Below are 14,796 nucleotides of genomic sequence, written 5' to 3'. Positions count from 1 at the left end.
CGCGGCCGGATCGCCGCGGATGGCCGGCCAGCGCCGCCGCCAGCGCCGCTCGCCGGACGGCGTTCAGCGTTCGTCCGCGCGATCCCAGTAGGGTGGATCGCCGAAGTGTTCGGCCAGGAACGCGATGAACGCGAGCGTCTTCAGCGGCACGTGCGCGCGGCTCGGGTAGACGGCCCAGATCGCGACGTCCTGCGCGAACGGGTAGTCGTCGAGCACGGTGACGAGCGTGCCGTCCGCGAGCAGCGGGCCGACGTCCCAGGTCGACTTGATCGCGATGCCGAAGCCGTCGACGAGCGCTTCGCGGATCGCCTCGCCGTTGCTCGCGACGAGCCGGCCGCCGACCCGCACGGTGAGCGGGCCCTGCGGCGTGACGAACGACCAGTCGCGCTGGTCGCCGAGGATCACGCATTCGTGCTGCGCGAGGTCGGCAGGATGGCGCGGCGTCCCGTGTTCGGCGAGATACGCGGGCGAGCAACACAGCACGCGCCGGTTCGCGGCGAGCTTGCGCGCGACCAGCGTCGAATCCTTCAGCGCGCCGAGGCGGATCGCGACGTCGTAGCCGTCGTCGACGAGATCGACGATCTCGTCGGAGAGCCGCAGGTCCAGCGACACGGACGGGTAGCGGCGCAGGAACGCGGGAATCACGGGCGCGACGTGCTGGCGGCCGAACGACGACGACATCGACACCTTCAGCCGTCCATACGGCTCGCTGCGGCCGTGGCCGACCGACGCCCGCGCGGCGTCGGCGGCCGACAGCAGCGCCTCGGCCCGGGCCATGAAGACCTCGCCGTCCTGCGTGAGGCTGATGCGGCGGGTGGTGCGGTGCAGCAATCGCGCGCCGAGCTGGCGCTCGAGCTGCGCGATGCGCGCGCTGGCGACCGCGGCCGACACGCCGAACTCGCGCCCGGCGGCCGTCACGTTCGCGAGCAGCGCGGCGCGCACGAACAGGCCGACGTCGAGCAGGTCGAGCGGCTTGTCGGGGGCCGGAATCGGATCGGCACTCATTGTTCTGAAATTCCTGAAAATGTTTCAGGAAATATAGCGGTTTTCTCGAAGGATCGGGCGGCCTACGATGGCATGCATGGGGGCTGCGCCGCGGCCCGCCGGATTTCCCTGAAGGAGCTTCATGATGAAAGCCGTTGGACTGACCCGTTACCTGCCGATCGACGACCCGCAGGCGCTGCTCGACGTGGAACTGCCGCAACCGGTGCCGGGCCCGCGCGACCTGCTCGTGAAGGTCGAGGCGATTTCCGTGAACCCGGTCGACACCAAGGTGCGCGCGCCGAAGGCGCAGATCGAGGAAGTACCGCGCGTGCTCGGCTGGGACGCGGCGGGCACGGTCGTCGCGGTCGGTGCCGAGGTCACGCTGTTTCGGCCCGGCGACGAGGTGTTCTACGCGGGCAGCATCACGCGCGCCGGCGCGAACAGCGAATTCCACACGGTCGACGAGCGCATCGTCGCACGCAAGCCGCGCACGCTCGATTTCGCGGCGTCGGCCGCGCTGCCGCTCACCGCGCTGACCGCGTGGGAGGCGCTGTTCGACCGGCTGCGCGTGTCGCCGCAGGGCGCGGACGCGGGCAAGTCGGTGCTGATCATCGGCGGCGCGGGCGGCGTGGGGTCGATCGCGATCCAGCTCGCGAAGACGCTCGGCAAGCTGCGCGTGATCGCGACCGCGTCGCGCCCGGCGTCGACCGAATGGGTGCGCTCGCTCGGCGCGGACGACGTGGTCGACCATTTCGGCGATCTGCCCGCGCAGTTGCATGACATCGGCCATCCGGAGGTCGACTACGTGCTGATCTTCAACGACACGGACCATCATTTCCCGGCCGCGGCGGAAGTCATCCGGCCGCAGGGCGGCATCTGCACGATCGTCGAGAACGCCAAGCCGGTGCCGGTCGAACTGCTGAAGGCGAAGAGCGCGGCGTTTCACTGGGAGTTCATGTTCACGCGCGCGATGTTCGAGACGCCGGACATGATCGAGCAGCACAAGATCCTGAGCGAGGTCGCGCGGCTCGTCGACGGCGGCACGCTGCGCACGACCGTCGGCGAGCAGCTCGGCACGATCAACGCGGCGAACGTGCGGCGCGCGCATCAATTGCTCGAGGGCGGGCGCGCGATCGGCAAGCTGGTGCTGAGCGGCTTCTGAGCCGGCGTCGCGCGTAAGGTCGGCTGCGTCGCGAACGCAAGCGGGGTAACACCCGATGCGTTTGCGGCGCATTGCATCCCGCTTGGCGGTAGACTGGCAACGCATCATGCATCGAAAACCGCGCGGCACGCGCGTGCCGCCGCATTACAAGGAGGTCAGCATGAGCCAACGCAGCTTGTCAGTCGCCGCATCGTGGTCGGCCGTGTTCGTGGCGGCGTGCGTCAGCGCGAGCGTATTCGCGGCGCCGCCGGTCAAGGGCAGCCTGAAGGGCGGCGGGACAGGGCAGCTCGAATACACCGTCAAGGTCGACTCGAAGACCTTCGGCAATACGCAGGAGACCCGCAAGATCCGCTCGGGCGAAACGGACGACTTCAACTGGAAGTCGGTGCCGCCGAGCGGCGCGGTCGCGATGCCGGACGGTTGCCCGAACGCCGACAACCTGCCGCGCGACGCGAACGGCGCGATGGTGCGCCAGACCCAGGTGCGGCTCGCGCCGTCGGTCGACGCGAAGGGGAACGCGAACGTCCAGATGAGCTTCCAGGCGGCCGCGCCGAAAGGCACGCGCAACGCGAGCGCGGGCGGCAAGTCGCTGCAATGCCCGGACGTCGTGTCGGTGAGCCAGGTCAAGTGGGTGTCGCTTTCGACCAATGGCGGTTCGAAGACGGTCACGATGAGCGACGGCACCAGGGTGACGGTGTCGATCAAGCACTGAGTGCAGTGCGCGGGCCGGCCGCGGCCGGTGCGCGCGCAACCAATCGCGGTGCGTTGCACGGCCGCGCGTGACGGTTTCGTGGCGCGCGGCTTCGGGCTTTTCATCGTTTGAAGTTCGACTTCGTCGAGCCCGGCGTGCGTGACGTCACACAGGTGTCACGCTATCCTCGCGACATCCGCCACCTCCTTCCCCGAACGACATTCCATGAAACATCGCATGCGCGCGCTGCTGTCGGCCGCTGCGTTCGTCGCCGCCCATGCGCAGGCGGCCGACGATTGCAGCTTCGTGAAAAAAGTCGAGCTGCCGTCACGGCAGCAGACGGCCGTCGTGTCGAGCGGCGCGCTCGAACCGTGCTCGACGGGCAGCTATGCGGTGCGCGTGTATTCGACCGCGCATGCGGCGCCCGGCTTCGATACGGACGACTACGTGACGGGCGTGCTGCATGCGCGCGACGGCACCGTCGCCGATGCGTTTACCGCGGATCTCGGCGCACGTGCGCCGCAGGCGCTCGTCGTCACGACGCGCTCGGCCGGCAGCGGCGGTTATGTCGGTGCGCAGGCCTATGTGACGACGCCGCGTGCGGTGCGGCTCGTCGCGTCGGTCGACGGGCTGGCGCCCGATGCCGATGTGACGGCCGCGTTGCGTCAGGCGCTCGGAAAGCGCCGCGCGGCGCGCTGACCGCACGCCGCGCGAAGGCCGCGTGCGTGTCGGCAGGCGCGCGTCACGGCGCGCGTCACGGCGTGCGCTCCTCTAGCCGCGACGCGAGAAAGCGGTGATCGGCCGAGAACAGCCGGCGATACGTCATCAGCACCGCGCCGACGGTACCGAGCGCGGATGCCGCGGCGATCAGGAACATGATCACGATCTGATAGCGCACGGCCTGCAGCGGCGACTGGCCGGCCAGCACCTGACCCGTCATCATCCCCGGCAGGCTCACGACGCCGACCACGGCCATCTGGTTGAGCGTCGGCAGCATGCCTGCGCGCACGGCCTGGCGCGCGGCGTCCTGCGCGGCTTCCCAGCGCGTTGCGCCGAGCGCGAGTGCGGTCTCGACGCGGTCGCGCCGCGCGGTCAGTTCCTCCATCATCCGCTCGACGCCGAGCGACACGCCCGTCAGCGTATTGCCGAGGATCATCCCGAGGATCGGGATCACATATTGCGGCGTGTACCACGGATGAATGCGGATCACGACGAACAGGCCGATCGCCGCGACGAACCAGCTGCTGAACCAGATCGACGCGATGCTGTCGACGCGTTGTCCGCGATACGCATGCTTGCCGCGACCGGCGCCCGCAAAGCCGGCGATCAACGTCATCAGCGCGGTGATCGGCAGCACGACGCTCCAGTGCGGATGGCCGAACACCCAGCCGAGCACGTAGCCGATCGCGAGCAGCTGCACGACGGTGCGCACGGCAGCGAGCGCGAGCTTGCGCCCGAGGCCGAGCGACAGCGCGGCCGAAATCGCGCCGTTGACCGCGACGAGGCCGGCGGCGATGCCGACGTCGACGAGACTCAGCTCCTGCAACGACGGGCTCATTGCGCCGCCTGCGTCGCGCGCGCGGCGTGCAGTACGCCGGCCTGCATCACGAGCAGCATCGTGCCGATTCGTGCGGCCTGCGCCGGATCGTGCGAGATCCACATGTACGCGCGCGCGTCGGGCGCCGCGTCGAACCACGCGCCGACGAGCGCTTCGATCGCGCGCGTCGACTCGGGGTCGAGCGCGGACGTCGGCTCGTCGAGCAGCAGCACGTCGGGATCGAGCTGCAGCACGCGCAGCAGCGCGGCGATCTGCGCTTCGCCGCCCGACAGTTCGCTCGCACGCTTGTCGAGGAAGTCGGCGCCGCGACCGGCGCGCGCCGCGAGCGCTTCGGCGCGCGCACGGTCGAACGTCGCGTCGCGATAGATCGCGAGCGAGTACGGGTAGCGCAATTGCGCTTCGACGGTCCTGTCCATTTGCGCGGGCCGCTGGCGCACGTACGCGACACGGCGCCGGTAGCCCGGAATCGCGCCGCGCCGGATGCGCTTGCCGCGCCACAGGATGTGACCGCCATCGAGCGGATCGAGCAACGCGAGCGCGCGCAGCAGCACGCTCTTGCCGGAACCCGACGCTCCCGTGATAGCAATTCGCGATCCCGCGGCGAGGCTGAAGTCGGTCGGCGTCAGCAACGTCTTGCCGCTGCTGGCGTCGCGGCGCGTGATCTGTTGCGCATCGATGAGGCCGGTAGGGACGGTCATGTCACAAATGAAAAAAAGCGTTAACGGCGCCGAAGCATTGGCGCAGCGTGCGCCATAATACCGATTGAAAGCCGCCGGTGTCGTGTTCGATTCACTCACAGGAGGGGCCCGACATGGCGCGCAAACTCTGCAGAACAACAACGGAACCGCCATGACGCTAGCTCGAGCCATTGGCAAGTCGGCTGCATGGATTGTCGGTATCGTCGCACTGGTCATTGTGGCAACCGGCATCTTCATTTTCACGTTCGACTGGAACCACGCGAAACCGTGGGTCAACGAACATGTGAGCACCGCACTTGGCCGTTCGTTTGCGATCCACGGCGATCTCAGGGTCGACTGGCACCGCCCGCAAGGCGAGACCGGCTGGCGGGCATGGGTGCCCTGGCCGCGCTTCTCGGCCACGCAGCTCGAGATCGGCAACCCCGACTGGGCGAAGGGCCCGAAGTTCGTCACGCTCGACGCCGCCCACTTCGATCTCGCGATTCTCCCGCTCTTCACGCATCAGATCGTCATTCCGTCGATCGACGCCGTCAATCCCGCAGTCGACCTCGAGCGCCTCGCCGATGGCCGCAACACGTGGACCTTCGAATTCAAGCAATCGGGCAAGCCGACGCGGTGGAACCTGCGGCTCGACAGCTTCGCGTTCGCGAAGGGGACCATCGTCTATCGCGATGCGATCACCAAGGCCGATCTCACGATCGCGGTGGATACGCTCGGCCATCCGATTCCGATCGGCGACGTGCTGAAGGAGCAGGAACAGACCTCGCTCGCGGCGTCCGCCCAGCATGTCGGCAAGCAGGGGGCCGCGCAGATGGCCGCAAAGGCGCATGCGGAGGCCGCGTCCGCCGGGTCGGGTGCATCCGCGGCACAGGGCGCAAGCGCGGCGTCGACGCCCGTGGTCGCATCGGGGGCGGCGTCTGCCTCCGCGGCCAGGCCGGTCTCGTCAGCATCGACGGCCGTGCCGGCATCCGCCGCGAGCGGCGCATCCGGGGCCGCGGTACCCGCGAAGTCGGAGCCGACGTACGCGTTCGGCCTCAAGGTCGACGGCCGCTACAAGAACGTGCCGGTGACCGGCACCGGCAAGGTGGGCGGCGTGCTGGCGGTCGAGAGCGCGACGCAGCCGTTCCCGCTGCAGGCCGACGTGAAGGCCGGCGATACGCGGCTCGCGATCGTCGGCACGCTGACCGATCCGCGGCATCTCGCGGCACTGAACCTGCGGCTGTGGCTGCAGGGCACGTCGATGTCGCACCTCTATCAGCTCACCGGCATCACGCTGCCCGACACGCCGCCGTATGCGACCGACGGACGGCTGATCGGCAACTTCAATCCGCCCACGAGCACGTTCCGCTACGAGAACTTCAAGGGCCGCGTCGGCGGCAGCGATCTGCACGGCACGCTCACCTGGGCGCAGCGCAAGCCGCGGCCGAAGCTGTCGGGCGAAGTCGTGTCGAACCTGCTGCAGTTCTCCGACCTCGCGCCGGTGATCGGCGCCGATTCTCCCGCGAGCAAGGCGAAGCGCGGCGACACGACGCGCCAGCCGCCGGACCGCGTGCTGCCGGTCGCGGCGTTCCGCACCGAGCGCTGGAGCGCGATCGACGCGGACGTGAAATTCACCGGCCGCAGGCTGATCAAGAGCCCGCAGTTGCCGATCACCAACCTGTACACGCACATCCTGCTGCAGGACGGCGTGCTGACGCTCGAGCCGCTGCAATTCGGCGTCGCTGGCGGCACGCTCGCGACGAATGCGCATCTCGACGGCAGCCGCACGCCGCTCAAGGGCCGTTTCACGCTGAGCGCGCGCCATCTGAAGCTCAAGCAGCTGTTCCCGACGCAGAAGGTGATGCAGACCGCGCTCGGCGAGATCAACGGCGACGCGTCGCTGTCGGCGACCGGCAACTCGCCGGCCGCGCTCGCCGCGACGTCGACCGGCGAGGTGAAGGCGCTCATCACCGACGGCCGCATCAGCCTGCTGCTGATGGAGGCGGCGGGCCTGAACGTCGCGAACGTCGTCTACGAGAAGCTGTTCGGCACCCGCGACGTGAAGATCAATTGCGCGGCGTTCGATTTCGTCGCGAATGACGGCATCCTCGACCCGAAGGTCTTCGCGCTCGATACGGACGACGCGCTGATCAACGTCGACGGCCCGGTCAACCTGCGCGACGAATCGGTCGACCTGAAGATCCATCCGCACACGAAGGGTTTCCGGATCTTCTCGCTGCGCTCGCCGCTGTACGCGAAGGGCACGTTCAAGAACCCGAAGGTCGGCGTCGAGGCGGGCGCGCTCGCGCTGCGCGCCGGCGCGGCGGTCGGGCTCGGGCTGATCAACCCGTTCGCGGCGCTGATTCCGCTGATCGCGCCGAGCAACAACCGCGACGTGCCGTGTTCGCAGCTGTTCGCGCAGATGAAGGCCAAGGCGGCGGAGAAAGAAGCGGCGAAAGCCGGCAAGTGACCGGCGACGGCGGTGGGGCAGGCGGGACGGCACGGTGCCGCGCTGACCGGCCGCGCTCGTTGGGGCGCCGCTCCCGGTTGCCGCCTCTAGGTCCCGCCGCCGTCGCGCGGTAGCTCCAGCGGCCGCTGCTCAGCGGCGGGCGCGCACCCAGACGAGTACCGCGTCAACCTCCCGGCCGTTGATGACGACGGGCCCGGCGGTGCCGAGTTGCATCCGGTCGCCGTCGATACTGACAACCCGCTGCTGGACGTTGCCGATCCAGTTCGGATACAGGCTCACGTCCATTTCATGGGTCAGCGTGCCGTCGTCGTCGACGTTAAAAGGGCCTGAATATGCGATGTAGCCGTGGGCGGCGGCGGCGCGTTCCTCGACGCTGCCGCCCTGCAGGTCGCCGTCCGCATAAGGCGGGCGGCCGGGCGCCATCAACTGCGCGGACATGTAGCCGTCCGGCGTGTACAGGATCCAGCCGCGCGCGTCGCGGCCGAGCGGGTAGGTGACGGTGCCGCCGTCGCGCGGGCGGATTTCGTAGGAAACGAGGCGCCATGCGCCGACGAGTTGTTCTCGAAGCTGGCTGGTTGGCATGCGGGGTTCCGGTGTGACGGCGATGGCGCGTATGCCGTCGTGTTGACGGGGCAGCGGGCACCGGGCAACGACCGTAGCGCGGGTGCCGCGGCGGCGTGGTCGGCAGTTTCTCCGACACCTGCTAAAATACACGGTTTTCCGTCGATTTCTCTCTTACGGGACCTGCCGTGCTTTCTACTGCCAACATCACGATGCAATTCGGGCCGAAGCCCTTGTTCGAGAATATCTCGGTCAAATTCGGCGAGGGCAACCGCTATGGTCTGATCGGCGCGAACGGCTGTGGCAAGTCGACCTTCATGAAGATCCTCGGCGGCGACCTCGAGCCGAGCGGCGGCAACGTCGCGCTGGAGCCGAACGTGCGTCTGGGCAAGCTGCGCCAGGACCAGTTCGCGTATGAAGACGTGCGCGTGCTCGACGTCGTGATGATGGGTCACACCGAGATGTGGGCCGCGATGACCGAGCGCGACGCGATCTACGCGAACCCGGAAGCCACCGACGACGACTACATGCACGCGGCCGAGCTCGAAGGCAAGTTCGCCGAATACGGCGGCTACGACGCCGAGGCGCGCGCGGGCGCGCTGCTGCTCGGCATCGGCATCGAGGAGAAGTTCCACACCGGCACGATGGCCGACGTCGCGCCGGGCTGGAAGCTGCGCGTGCTGCTCGCGCAGGCGCTGTTCTCGAAGCCGGACGTGCTGCTGCTCGACGAACCGACCAACAACCTCGACATCAACTCGATCCGTTGGCTCGAGCAAACGCTCAACGAGTACAACTCGACGATGATCATCATCTCGCACGATCGTCACTTCCTGAACTCGGTGTGCACGCACATGGCCGACATGGACTTCGGCACGCTGAAGGTCTGGCCGGGCAACTACGACGACTACATGCTCGCATCGGCACAGGCGCGCGAGCGCCAGGCCGCGGCGAACACGCGGGCGAAGGAACGCGTGGCCGAGCTGCAGGACTTCGTGCGCCGCTTCTCGGCGAACAAGTCGAAGGCTCGCCAGGCAACGAGCCGGGCGAAGCAGATCGACAAGATCAAGATCGAGGAATTCAAGCCGTCGTCGCGTCAGAACCCGTTCATCCGCTTCGAGTTCGAGAAGAAGCTGCACAACGTCGCGGTGGTTGCCGAAGACATCACGAAGAAGTACGAGCGCACGATCTTCCAGAACTTCAACCTGTCGGTGCAGCCGGGCGAGCGCATTGCGATCATCGGCGAGAACGGCGCGGGGAAGACGACGCTGCTGCGTTCGCTGCTCGGCGCGCTGCCGCTCGATCACGGCACGGTGAAGTGGTCCGAGAACGCGAATGTCGGCTACATGCCGCAGGATACGTACGAGGAGTTCCCGAACGACATCACGCTGATGGACTGGATCGACCAGTACCGCAAGGATGGCGATGACGAGACGATGGTGCGCGGCACGCTGGGCCGCCTGCTGTTTTCGTCGGACGACATCAAGAAGTCGGTGAAGGTGCTGTCGGGCGGCGAGAAGGGCCGCATGATCTGGGGCAAGCTGATGCTCGGCCGCCACAACGTGCTGCTGATGGACGAGCCGACCAACCACATGGACATGGAGTCGATCGAGTCGCTGCAGATCGCGCTCGAGCAGTTCGAAGGCACGCTGATCTTCGTGTCGCACGATCGTGAGTTCGTGAGCGGGCTGGCGAACCGGATCATCGAAGTGCGCACGGACGGTACGCTGTACGACTTCGGTGGCAATTACGAGGAGTTCCTGACGAGTCAGGGGCAGGAGTAAAACCGCCGGTTTGTTCCAAGACAGCCCTTCATGTGTCCCGGGTTGTCCTACGGAATTGTCCCGTTGGGACAACGGCAGGGGCTCTCTAGAGGACACTAGGCGGAGCGCGTAAGGCGTACCGCCAGAAATACGAAAGGCCCACATCGGCAGTTTGTCGGTGTGGGCCTTCTCGTTTATGCGCACTTAGCCAGTTTGCGCGCAATGGTGCTAGTATCAACTTCGATTTTTCTTACAGAACTGATAACAGCACGGGGTGCGTATGGTTACTTATCCAGTATCCGTTAGGAGAGACGGCTATCGGGGCAAGGATGCGCGGAAAAAGCGTAAGGCGGCTGACTTTAATGAGATTGCCGCAGCCGTGGAAAATTACGTCAACGGGCTTCTATACGAGCAGCAAGAGCCTGTTCGCTCGTATGGCTATAACGAGATAGCAAGCGCGCTGGGATATGACGTTAAGGCCGTGCGCGATGTGGGCTTCTCTATTGATGGAGGACATAACGGCTTTACTGCCTACAAACGCGGAATGACAGCCACGCAAGCCCTTGATGCTATTCGACCTGAAGGTCTGTAGGGGCTGGGATGGCGCTCATCAACTGTCCTGAATGCGGTCACGACGTATCTACAAGCGCGAAGGCATGTCCGAGTTGTGGGTTTCCGGTCGCGCGCAAAGAGCTGTTTAGGAAGGCTGCGACATCAATCAAGCATGTGTTTCAGCGTCGCCAACTTCCTCCCGCTCAGCCTGGAACCGTGCATCTAATCGACGCGGCGACCACTCATGAGTTGACTGGGGGAATGGTCAAGACCAGAGGGCCGTTTAATCTCTACCGCATCAATGGTTGCGGAATGGGTATGGCGGGGTTTGTTCCAATAGTTATGATAGACGGTCGGGTCATCGGATTATCGCTGTCATCGTTCTGTTTTTTGTTCATCCCGCTCATCCCGTGTGCGTGGTATATGGTCGAGCGGAACGGCAATAGATATATCTTTTACGGAAGAGTGCCGCTTCGCGTTTGCTCGTCTGTTTTCGGTTCAGGGTTTGTCTGGAAGAGTTACTTGATAGAAATAGCCAAGCCTAGCGCCATCGTCGCGCTTCTGGTGGCTGCGCTCGTGGCATTCGGCTAGGGCTAATATCGCCAGCACGAGATGCTCTCACGGGCCTCAAATGGGCCCGCTGGGGGCATTTGACCGCACCGTTCACATTGGTTAACGCGTTCGATAGCAATGGATAAAATTCTTCAGTCTTTATCATCTGGTGAGTGGTGGTTCAGCGTGGTTGCTGCCGGCCTCATCGTCGGAGTGGCGGGGACCTATCTTGTTCGAGTTCTTGACTCGTGCTCTGGTAAGCTCACGGGGATTTGGGCAAATCGCTCCGTACGCGTGCAAGAGGCGCGAACCAAGCAGGTTGACGAACTTGTGCGTTTCCGCCATCGAATTCCCTTCGTCTTGGCCGAGCGAAATAACCTGCAACTTGACGCTGTATGGAATCTACTGCTTTCGGGAGTGGCTTTAATACTAAGTGCGCTGACCTTGATTCAAGTCCAACGCCCATTATCGTGGTCGGACTACGGGGCGCAAGCTGCTACCGGGATGGCGGCAATCATTCTGGGGGTGCTGGCGTTCAAGAAGCAGCTAAAGTCGCTCGAATTAACGCTGACATTAATCGAACTCCGTTGTCGACTTGATGTCGAGCAAATCCGAAGTGGGCAATAGTTTCCAAAACCGTTCCCTTTCGAATATCGGCAGTCAGGGGCGTACGAAAGTTCGTTTGTAAGCTGTTCGGGCATGGCATAAGACTCGGACGCTTATTGCGTACAGGTGTACGTTTACTGCCGTATCTCCCCCCATGACCATCCACCGAGAACCAACGTCCAGAGATTGAACGGGTTCGCTATCGAAAAATGGCGCATGTGGACGAATTAATTAGCAGTTCCGTCACTGCCTCCGAGCGTCTCGGCTTCGCACGCTTGGTGGACCGTATGGAGTTAGGCGATGTCGTGGACGTTACCAAGCAGGACCGACTGGGCAACGCGATGGACGTGAGTGCTACGGAAGAGGCGCTGGCAGGTCTGGGGGTGAAGGATTCCCGCCTTTTCTTTTTGCCCATCTTCGGCCTATCATCGCGATTTACCGGTAATCGTCATGAGATGAGCGACTATGGAGCAGAGTTTTCCGGCGGAGGGCTTCTTTGATCTTTCTGCAAGTGATTTATTCGGCCTCGCATGTGAGCAGTACACGGCGTTCTACGCAGCGCAAACGCCCGTGAACGCGTTTCTTGTTTCCGTGACCCTGTTCCACTTACTTGATTGGCTGGTCAAGAACGGGACAAAGGAAAATGTCAGAGAAAAACTTGCCGCCAAGGATGAGGCTGGGCGCTCGGCGGAGGAAGCGCTGGTTCTCAAAATCCACGGGCTCGAGGCGTTTCGAGCAGTCATCAGCGCGGCAAACAATGCTAAGCATCATACGCTCGATGGTAAAACGAGGCCGGCATACGGGAAAAGAATCAAGCGGGGTTTCTTCACTGGGGTGTCGCGCGTTGGAGACTCCCTAGGGACGGAATACCTCATCCTCGATGTTGATGATAAGCCCGTGTGGCTCCGTGATGCTTTCTGGGCCGTGCTTGATACATACCGGGAGTACTTCCAGAAAGAGCGCAGCCCTGAATGATTTGCTCTCTCGCTGCGTATGATAGCGATTGGGATTCCTTGCGCCAGGTTCCTCATCGCGACGCGTAACGGATCCCTTGCTGGCGAAGGTTGCGGACAGGCAGGGAAGGGATTGATTAAAAACATGAACGGGATCGGGTGTCGCACGACCGCGAGTTCGTGAGCGGGCTGGCGAACCGGATCATCGAAGTGCGCACGGACGGTACGCTGTACGACTTCGGTGGCAATTACGAGGAATTCCTGACAAGTCAGGGGCAGGAGTAAGTGCCCGGAGGTTTCCTCCGCGCATGAGTTCCGGTGCGGCACCGACCAGAACGCCCGGAGCGAACCGTCACAAGCGCATCAAGCCCGCATCGACAGCAGTGTCGATGCGGGTTTTTTCATTTCCGCTCGCGGCCGGGGCCGGCCGCATCGCGAATTCCGGTTTCCTCCCGTTGACCGACTTCGGGTAAATTACCGCCGAACGCCATTCATCATTCCCCATTTCGACCCGGAGCCGTCCCTCGATGCAGGACCATCCCCTCCCGCTCGACCTGTCCGGCCTTGCGCAAAGCCTTTACGCGCAGGGCACCGAGGAGGGCATCCTGGCGCGCCTGATGGAGCGGATCGCGCCCGCCAACCGCTTCTGCGTCGACATCGGCGCGAGCGACGGCCTTCGCAACAGCAACACCGCGCGGCTGCTGCACGAACAGGATTGGGCCGGCGTGCTGGTGGAAGGCAGCGCATATCGGTTCGGCAAGCTTGCCGCCCACTACGCGGGCGCGGAGCGCGTCCGTCTGTATCAGGACCGCGTCCAACCCGATACGGTCGATCAACTGCTCGCCGATGCGAACACGCCGGCCGACTTCGACCTGCTGTCGATCGACATCGACGGCAACGATTACTGGGTGTGGTGCGGCCTGCAAGCGTTTCAGCCGCGCATCGTCGTGATCGAATACAACCCGTACTACACGCCGCCCGAACGCTGGGTCATGTGCTTCAATCCGGACCACGAATGGGATGGCTCGACCTACTACGGTGCAAGCCTCGAATCGCTCGTTCATCTCGGCAGGCGGAAGGGCTATGAACTCGTCTGCTGCGACGACATGGGCAACAACGCGTTCTTCGTACGGCAGGACCTGTACCCGCTGCTCGGCATCGCGAACAACGATCCATCGGTGCTGTTCCGGCCGGCGATGTACAAGCTCCGCTACGTCGGACACAACACGTTCCTGACCGGTCATCCGTATCGACACGGGCCGGCGGAGCACATCTGAATGGACCGGCTTGCGATCCCCTTTGACGAGATTCGCGACGCCTACGCGCTCGGCCGAAGCGACGCACCGCGCCAGGTCAGCGAACGCGTGTGGTATCTGCCGGCTGACAGCGGCGGTGTGGCAGTCAAGCTCTATGCGCTCGAACACCATGCGCGCGCGGCCAGGGAGGCCGCCGTCCTTGCGCATCTGGAAATGCACGGCGATGCCCGCGTTCGTGTCCAGACGCTGAAACGCACGACAGCCGGCGCATCGCTGTGGACGGGGCAGGACTCGCACGCGATGCTCACGCGCTGGGAAGCCGGGCAGTTCAGAACCTACGATACATTTTCGCCAGCCGAGTGGAATGCGCTCGGCGCGAGTCTGGCCGCGCTGCACCTGAGCCTCGACCGGCTGCATCTGCCGTCGCTCGACACGATCCGCGCGCGGCTGACCGCGATCGATGCGGACGCGGTGCGCCGCAGCCTGCTCGACGCACGGGATCGTGCGCACGCGAACGACGGCGGCGCGGACCTGCGTCGCTATGTCGATCTCGCGCTGCGCATGCTCGAGCGCTACTATCCGGGCAGTCTCGACGCGTTTCCCGCCGACGATCCGCAGCATCCGATTCACAACGACTACAACCAGTTCAACTATCTGTTCACGGGCACGCTGCCGCCGCTGATTCTCGACTGGGAGGCATCGATCGGCGCGCCGCGCGAATACGAACTGGTGCGATGCCTGAATCATTTGCCGCTGGAGGCGCCGCATCTGGCGGCAGCCTTCGTGCGCGCGTATGGCCGGGTCCGGCCGGTGAATCCCGCGCACCTCGCGTGGGCCGTCGATGCCGCGTGCCTGCAGCACGCGCTCAAGCTGTGGGTCGTGCAAGGCTGGCTCGACGATCCGTCGCGCTTCGCGTCGCACCTGAGCGGCGCGGTGACCATGGCGTCCGCGATGGTGGACGCGCGCGAGCGTCTGATCGATTTCTTTTCCCGTTGCGTGGAAGCAGGAAGCTGA

General features: G+C 64.8%; 16 protein-coding genes and 1 pseudogene. 13 read left to right on the top strand and 4 right to left on the bottom strand.

The genetic code is table 11. The features are described 5' to 3' along the window. Nucleotides 1-63 precede the first annotated feature (63 nt). The gene (locus BAMB_RS08650) at nt 64-1,005 is read right to left on the bottom strand and encodes a LysR family transcriptional regulator (protein ID WP_011656997.1); all 942 of its coding nucleotides are present in this window, start codon (nt 1,003-1,005) and stop codon (nt 64-66) included. A gap of 124 nt (nt 1,006-1,129) precedes the next feature. Here BAMB_RS08650 and BAMB_RS08645 point away from each other — a divergent pair, with 124 nt between their 5' ends. From BAMB_RS08645 to BAMB_RS08635, 3 genes are all read left to right on the top strand, one after another. Continuing rightward, nucleotides 1,130-2,146: a zinc-binding alcohol dehydrogenase family protein gene (locus BAMB_RS08645; RefSeq protein WP_041491362.1), complete on the top strand. Its 1,017-nt coding sequence runs from the start codon at nt 1,130-1,132 to the stop codon at nt 2,144-2,146. Nucleotides 2,147-2,306: 160 nt separating this feature from the next. After that, the gene (locus BAMB_RS08640; RefSeq protein ID WP_041491361.1) at nt 2,307-2,858 is read left to right on the top strand and encodes a DUF6013 family protein; all 552 of its coding nucleotides are present in this window, start codon (nt 2,307-2,309) and stop codon (nt 2,856-2,858) included. Between the two features lie 204 nt (nt 2,859-3,062). Beyond that, nucleotides 3,063-3,536: a PliI family lysozyme inhibitor of I-type lysozyme gene (locus tag BAMB_RS08635; protein ID WP_011656994.1), complete on the top strand. Its 474-nt coding sequence runs from the start codon at nt 3,063-3,065 to the stop codon at nt 3,534-3,536. Nucleotides 3,537-3,591: 55 nt separating this feature from the next. Here the strand turns inward: BAMB_RS08635 and BAMB_RS08630 are convergent, their stop codons facing one another. Then, complete coding sequence (locus tag BAMB_RS08630; RefSeq protein WP_011656993.1) at nt 3,592-4,395, bottom strand: ABC transporter permease; 804 nt, start codon at nt 4,393-4,395, stop codon at nt 3,592-3,594. Further along, complete coding sequence (locus BAMB_RS08625) at nt 4,392-5,093, bottom strand: ABC transporter ATP-binding protein (protein ID WP_041491188.1); 702 nt, start codon at nt 5,091-5,093, stop codon at nt 4,392-4,394. The genes BAMB_RS08630 and BAMB_RS08625 overlap by 4 nt, the downstream gene beginning before the upstream one ends. A 151-nt stretch (nt 5,094-5,244) precedes the next feature. On the opposite strand from BAMB_RS08625, the gene BAMB_RS08620 reads away from it, so the two are divergent. Continuing rightward, entirely contained in the window at nt 5,245-7,542 is a 2,298-nt protein-coding gene (locus tag BAMB_RS08620) for an AsmA family protein (RefSeq protein ID WP_011656991.1), read from the top strand. Between the two features lie 129 nt (nt 7,543-7,671). Here the strand turns inward: BAMB_RS08620 and BAMB_RS08615 are convergent, their stop codons facing one another. Beyond that, a complete protein-coding gene (locus BAMB_RS08615; protein WP_011656990.1) occupies nt 7,672-8,124 on the bottom strand; it encodes a lipocalin-like domain-containing protein in 453 nt (150 codons plus the stop codon). 167 nt (nt 8,125-8,291) lie between these two features. On the opposite strand from BAMB_RS08615, the gene BAMB_RS08610 reads away from it, so the two are divergent. From BAMB_RS08610 to BAMB_RS08580, 9 genes and pseudogenes are all read left to right on the top strand, one after another. Further along, nucleotides 8,292-9,884, top strand: coding sequence for an ABC-F family ATPase (locus tag BAMB_RS08610; RefSeq protein WP_011656989.1), 1,593 nt, complete (start codon nt 8,292-8,294; stop codon nt 9,882-9,884). 259 nt (nt 9,885-10,143) lie between these two features. Next, the gene (locus tag BAMB_RS35260) at nt 10,144-10,455 is read left to right on the top strand and encodes a hypothetical protein (RefSeq protein ID WP_127456335.1); all 312 of its coding nucleotides are present in this window, start codon (nt 10,144-10,146) and stop codon (nt 10,453-10,455) included. A gap of 8 nt (nt 10,456-10,463) precedes the next feature. After that, nucleotides 10,464-11,006, top strand: a complete 543-nt coding sequence (locus tag BAMB_RS36255; protein WP_011656988.1) for a zinc ribbon domain-containing protein — start codon at nt 10,464-10,466, stop codon at nt 11,004-11,006. A 99-nt stretch (nt 11,007-11,105) separates the two neighbouring features. Further along, entirely contained in the window at nt 11,106-11,594 is a 489-nt protein-coding gene (locus BAMB_RS35250; RefSeq protein ID WP_127456337.1) for a hypothetical protein, read from the top strand. 188 nt (nt 11,595-11,782) lie between these two features. Then, complete coding sequence (locus BAMB_RS08600; RefSeq protein WP_050812309.1) at nt 11,783-12,073, top strand: recombinase family protein; 291 nt, start codon at nt 11,783-11,785, stop codon at nt 12,071-12,073. Next, nucleotides 12,039-12,548, top strand: a complete 510-nt coding sequence (locus BAMB_RS08595) for a hypothetical protein (RefSeq protein WP_011656987.1) — start codon at nt 12,039-12,041, stop codon at nt 12,546-12,548. Before BAMB_RS08600 ends, BAMB_RS08595 begins: the two co-directional genes overlap by 35 nt. A gap of 137 nt (nt 12,549-12,685) precedes the next feature. After that, nucleotides 12,686-12,811, top strand: a pseudogene (locus BAMB_RS36080) (hypothetical protein); the annotation flags it as partial. A gap of 242 nt (nt 12,812-13,053) precedes the next feature. Beyond that, nucleotides 13,054-13,803, top strand: coding sequence for a class I SAM-dependent methyltransferase (locus tag BAMB_RS08585; protein WP_011656985.1), 750 nt, complete (start codon nt 13,054-13,056; stop codon nt 13,801-13,803). Then, nucleotides 13,804-14,796 carry a phosphotransferase enzyme family protein gene (locus tag BAMB_RS08580; RefSeq protein WP_011656984.1) on the top strand — a complete coding sequence of 331 codons (993 nt, stop codon included), beginning with the start codon at nt 13,804-13,806 and terminating at the stop codon, nt 14,794-14,796. It begins immediately after the preceding gene.

It is taken from the genome of Burkholderia ambifaria AMMD (assembly GCF_000203915.1).
Classification (GTDB): Bacteria; Pseudomonadota; Gammaproteobacteria; order Burkholderiales; family Burkholderiaceae; genus Burkholderia; species Burkholderia ambifaria.
The sequence above is the reverse complement of the archived record's forward strand: the minus strand, read 5'-3'. Positions and strand labels throughout refer to the sequence as shown.